Raw genomic sequence first — 4551 nt, forward strand, 5'->3', positions numbered from 1 at the left:
TGCCTTACCGACTTTGACACTTAAACGAGCAATCGCCATTAGGTCTTATCCTGTTCCTTTTTTCGGTTACGTTCTTTTTTAAACGCTCTTTGATCAAGTATCGAAGCCCACATCATAATGATGATAAGTAGCGGTGCTGCGATCACGCCAAAACTAATATCTTTGATTTTTCCCAAGACCTGTTTTAGTTGCATGCTGTTGCTCCTAGCTTTGGTACTTCTTTTTTTAATTCAATTGAAAATTGAATTAAAAAAAGAAGTTTCAGGGTTTTAGGGATGAAATCCCTAACGTGCTTAGGTTTCTCAATGAAATTGAGAAACGTCTAAGCGCGCCATCAAAATTTTGATGGAAGTGCAGGCGACAATATCTAGAACGAACTTTAACAAAATTGCGTACCTTGGACGTAATTATTTTGTTATCGTTCTTTGAGAATTGAGCATGTACTTTTGCGGTATCTGAATTAAGGAATTGAATATGAATAATGAATGGCTGTCTGAAAAAATTACCTACATTTCTGCATTAAAGAATCCAAGTGATGCTCAAAAACTTCTATTGGAATTGGCTCAAATTCAGTACCGAACACCTGAACAAGAAAAGAAATTAAATGCCCTTATCAAAGCTGAAAAAGCTATAGATCGAGCAAATAAACAGAAAGTCGTTGTTAGAAAATTACTCAATGCGGAAAAGGAAGCTGAACGTAAAGCTCGTACACGTCACCTCATCCAATTAGGCGCACTTTTTGAAATTGCTAACCTAGATCAGCGTGACCCCGCCGAATTACTTGGAGTTCTGCTTAAAACTGCTGAAATTGATCCAAATGATATGAAATGGCAAATTTGGAAAGAATTAGGACAAGAGATATTAAATCAACGTAAAATTAATTAACTACAAGAAACTTTTGCACCTTGAAACCTCATGCTTTATCTAACTTATAAGTTGCGATCTTAAAAATGAAAGAGATACGCGCTCATGTTGTTTTTAGTTTTAACTGGATAAAGCATAAAGCCATGCGTGGTTCAAATCCACTGTAAGCCTTGAAATAAATAGAAAAATCAAAAGGGCAGATAGGCTTCCCCTTTTCTGCCCAAATAAAAAAACGCCCCTCAGGGCGTTTAATGTACTTTAAAACACATAAGGTCGAACAAAGATCAGGAAGAAAATTCCGAGCATTAAGAACCACTTTAAGAAGTAGTACAGTTGACGGTTGGTTTTCTTCAAGGCTTTAGCTTTGATCCGCACTTGATAGACATAACCAAAGACTTTATTCAGTCCACCCGTTTGATCCCCTGCTTCATTTGGAGAGCTGGCAGCGGTCATAACTTTTTTACCAAACCAGTGATTGAAACGTTCCATAAAGCGTGTCTTTAATGGACGCTCGACATCGGCAAAGAAAATAATGCGGTTTTGATCAGTGGTGTTTTCGGCATAGTGAATATAAGTTTCATCAAAGACCACGCTTTCACCATCGCGCCATGAATAGCGCTCACCATCCACATCAATAAAGCAGCGATCATCATTCGGTGTGATCAACCCCAAGTGATAACGCAATGAACCCGCATAAGGGTCACGGTGACGAACCAAACGGCTGTCAGGTGCCAGCTCGGTAAACATCGCGGCTTTAATGGTCGGCAAGGTTTTCAGCAACGCCGTCGTTTTTGGACAAAGTTCAGCGGCTGATGGATGTGCAGAGTCATACCATTTCAGATAAAAACGCTTCCAGCCTGTTTTGAAAAAGGAGTTAAACCCCAAGTCATCATAACTGCTCGATGCTTTAATTCCGCCTTTTTCATATAAAGCTTTTGCTTCATCACGAATCATTTCCCAGTTTTCATCCAACACTTTTAAGTCTTGAAAATGCTGTGTATCGATATATGGCTGATTCGGTACCTTTGAAAACATGTACATGAGGTAGTTAATTGGCGCAAGAATCGTTGAGTGATCGAAAAATTGACGATAAAACGAGTGACGAACCTTCCCACGTTGCTGAATATAAAGTGCAGAAAGAATAAAAATCGCCAGAATGATCCACTTAATCATATGAAAACCTGGAAACCAAAGAAAACGAAATAAAAGAAAAAGACCAGTATTCGGTCTAGACTGCGAATTGTAGCATAGGCTGCAAAGTACGTCCTATTTCCAGCTTTTCATCACAAGTTTTCATTAATTATTGCAATTGGCACATGGTTTTATTGGAATAAGAAAAGCAAAGAAGTATTTAAAGAACTTAAACAAGCTATTGAAAACATAATTAATTAGTCAAATAGCCTAAGCAATAAAATTAGAATAGATCAAACATCCGCTTATTATTCTTAAACGCTTAATAAGCTCTCAACTTCTCAACTCGCCCCCAAAGCGTCGCACTTCGTGCTTTGGCTTTGGAAACGGTTGAGAGAGTTTCGGCAATACTCTCCCTAAAGGCGGTCATTTAAAAAAATGACGCATCCTTTAAGTATTGCCGATTTACCGTATATTCTTTTGGCTTCGGAGCCACGTATATCGGTCGTATCCGCACATAGCTTTGCAAACTATGCAGACAAGGACTAAAGGTCTTGCACCTCTCCCCACACGCTCCCTGTCGAAGTATGGCGGTATCTCTGCGAGGGTTTCCCCAACATACAACTTAACCAACCTATACAACTACTCTTAACGCTCCGCTTTTGTGAGATTCCCCTGTAGCGGTTTAGCCTTTCGACTATCGCTACGTTGCACCAGTGACACTTATTCCCTCCACATGCAACGCATGCCAATCCGTAAAACGGACACGCAGAAGCAGGCAAAGCTCGATCTATGATGCTTATTTGATGATTAAAAACACGTATTAACGAAGACTTATCATTTTGAGTCTTGATCTAAACACTGTTTATTGTGAAAATAGAGTTCAGGTACAAGCCTTGTGGTGAAATCTGCACGAGTTGGTAGCTCTGCTGATCTTCGTTACTTGATGTTAGCGCATCAAATAACTGCGTACCGCTGAATATAAAGCGAAAGCCCATTGAGTTTCAATACTGAATGGGCTTTTTCTTTTTCAGATGTTTGTTATTTAGGGTCTATCACGCAAAAATCTTTAGCATTTCCATATCCGCACTGTTCTTTCATCACTCGGACACACGTTTTAGATTCTCCATCGACTTTACAGCTTCCAAGATCAAACTGAATGCCTTGCTGTCTTAGGCTCTCGATCTGCGGGATATTTTCTAAAGGTTTGATATAAACACTAAACAGCCAAATGATGCCAAGCATAAGAATGGCGAAAATGCCTAAAACGATAGTGATGATTTTCCATGAAAATTGATCACTGGTTGATTCAATCGAGTTTTTTAAATGTCCAAGTGCTTTGGCGGTCTTAATAAGCTCCGCTGTACCCTCCTGTAAGCCCGTATTTAGCGATTTTGATACGGTACTATGGGTTTGCCCTGCTATGACCTTTTGAATGCGTTCTTCGGTGATTTGAAGCTCTTTAACAGCCTGATTGACTAGGTTCTGCTGTTGTTCTGCAACTGCCATCAGTGCATATAACTTTTTTTCATCAGGTGTCATCGGCTCATCCCCTTATAACTCATGGTTTTCTGTTGCTCTCGTTCTAATTTCTGCTGTTCTTTGTACTGCTGTAAGGCAAGCTGTTTGAAGCTGTCAAAATCAGCCTTAAAGCTCTCAATACCCTGTTTAATTTCTTTGTCTGAAATTGGGCTGTCTTTGAGTTCTTTCAGGTCTTTTTTCGGGTCGCCTAAGTCTAGTCGCTCAAGCTCTTTGTAGGCTGTACGTGACTGTTGCAAGGCTTCCCTGATTTCAGGGTCTTTGGCTTGGCTTGGTAATAATTTTTTTTCAGGTTCTTTGTCTATGCCTTGCTCTTTATAGCTTCGCATATCAATACGGCTGTCAATTTGGTGTTTTTCTAAATGGCTGTTGCATAAATCTGCCCATCTTTGGCGTAGGTCTTTAATATCAGTTTTTCGTTCCTGGTAACTCTTGCCGGTATTGTCTTTTTTAGCTCCGCCACGTTCAGGATTCTTGCTGTTATAGCGTTTGAAATATTGCTCCGGATCTCGTTCGATTCCATCTTGCAGACGTTCATTAAACATCAGGTGGACGTGGGGCTGATCGTTGCCGTCCATTGCTTTAGGGTTATGAATCGCAAATTGATACGGATATTTTGAGCCGATCTCAGACTGAATGAAGTCCTCAACCAGTTCTAGGCGTTGCTCGGCATTCATCTCTCTAGGCAGGGCAATTTCATATTCTCGATAGGTACTGCCATTTTTGCGCTCGTAAAGGTCGGCTGCCTGCCAAAAGGTAATCGGATTATGTTCAGCCCATTTCGGCATGTTTCCATAAGCACTATGTTCAAGATCAGTTTCTGCCTGTTCCTGTTTCAGCTTCTTTTCTTCATCCCGATCAATATATTCGGCATGCGGTGCTGCTTTACCTGCCTTACCGACTTTGACACTTAAACGAGCAATCGCCATTAGGTCTTATCCTGTTCCTTTTTTCGGTTACGTTCTTTTTTAAACGCTCTTTGATCAAGTATCGAAGCCCACATCATAATGATGATAA

At 40.3% G+C, this 4551-nt stretch carries 5 protein-coding genes; 1 reads left to right on the forward strand and 4 read right to left on the reverse strand.

Annotated features, from left to right (window positions below):
- Window positions 1-38: 38 nt before the first annotated feature.
- Window positions 39-194, reverse strand: a complete 156-nt coding sequence (locus FTV41_RS13630) for a hypothetical protein (protein WP_004847148.1) — start codon at window positions 192-194, stop codon at window positions 39-41.
- Window positions 195-474: 280 nt separating this feature from the next.
- Between FTV41_RS13630 and FTV41_RS13635 the strand changes: the two genes are divergently transcribed.
- On the forward strand, window positions 475-885 hold the full coding sequence (locus FTV41_RS13635; protein ID WP_179995789.1) for a conjugal transfer protein TraD: 411 nt from the start codon (window positions 475-477) through the stop codon (window positions 883-885).
- 237 nt (window positions 886-1122) lie between these two features.
- Here FTV41_RS13635 and lpxO read toward each other — a convergent pair whose 3' ends face one another.
- From lpxO to FTV41_RS13650, 3 genes are all read right to left on the reverse strand, one after another.
- Window positions 1123-2037, reverse strand: a complete 915-nt coding sequence (lpxO, locus tag FTV41_RS13640) for a lipid A hydroxylase LpxO (protein WP_125273387.1) — start codon at window positions 2035-2037, stop codon at window positions 1123-1125.
- A 999-nt stretch (window positions 2038-3036) separates the two neighbouring features.
- Window positions 3037-3537, reverse strand: coding sequence for a hypothetical protein (locus FTV41_RS13645; RefSeq protein WP_179991827.1), 501 nt, complete (start codon window positions 3535-3537; stop codon window positions 3037-3039).
- A complete protein-coding gene (locus FTV41_RS13650) occupies window positions 3534-4463 on the reverse strand; it encodes a MobA/MobL family protein (protein WP_179996692.1) in 930 nt (309 codons plus the stop codon). Before FTV41_RS13650 ends, FTV41_RS13645 begins: the two co-directional genes overlap by 4 nt.
- Window positions 4464-4551: the final 88 nt, after the last annotated feature.

This window comes from Acinetobacter sp. YH16051 (genome assembly GCF_013417135.1).
GTDB lineage: Bacteria > Pseudomonadota > Gammaproteobacteria > Pseudomonadales > Moraxellaceae > Acinetobacter > Acinetobacter towneri.

Excerpts from the sequence above, each read along its gene's own strand:
- FTV41_RS13630 (WP_004847148.1), bottom strand. The coding sequence starts at position 194 with ATGCAACTAAAACAGGTCTTGGGAAAAATCAAAGATATTAGTTTTGGC.
- FTV41_RS13650 (WP_179996692.1), bottom strand. The coding sequence starts at position 4,463 with ATGGCGATTGCTCGTTTAAGTGTCAAAGTCGGTAAGGCAGGTAAAGCA.
- FTV41_RS13635 (WP_179995789.1), top strand. The coding sequence starts at position 475 with ATGAATAATGAATGGCTGTCTGAAAAAATTACCTACATTTCTGCATTA.
- lpxO (WP_125273387.1), bottom strand. The coding sequence starts at position 2,037 with ATGATTAAGTGGATCATTCTGGCGATTTTTATTCTTTCTGCACTTTAT.
- FTV41_RS13645 (WP_179991827.1), bottom strand. The coding sequence starts at position 3,537 with ATGACACCTGATGAAAAAAAGTTATATGCACTGATGGCAGTTGCAGAA.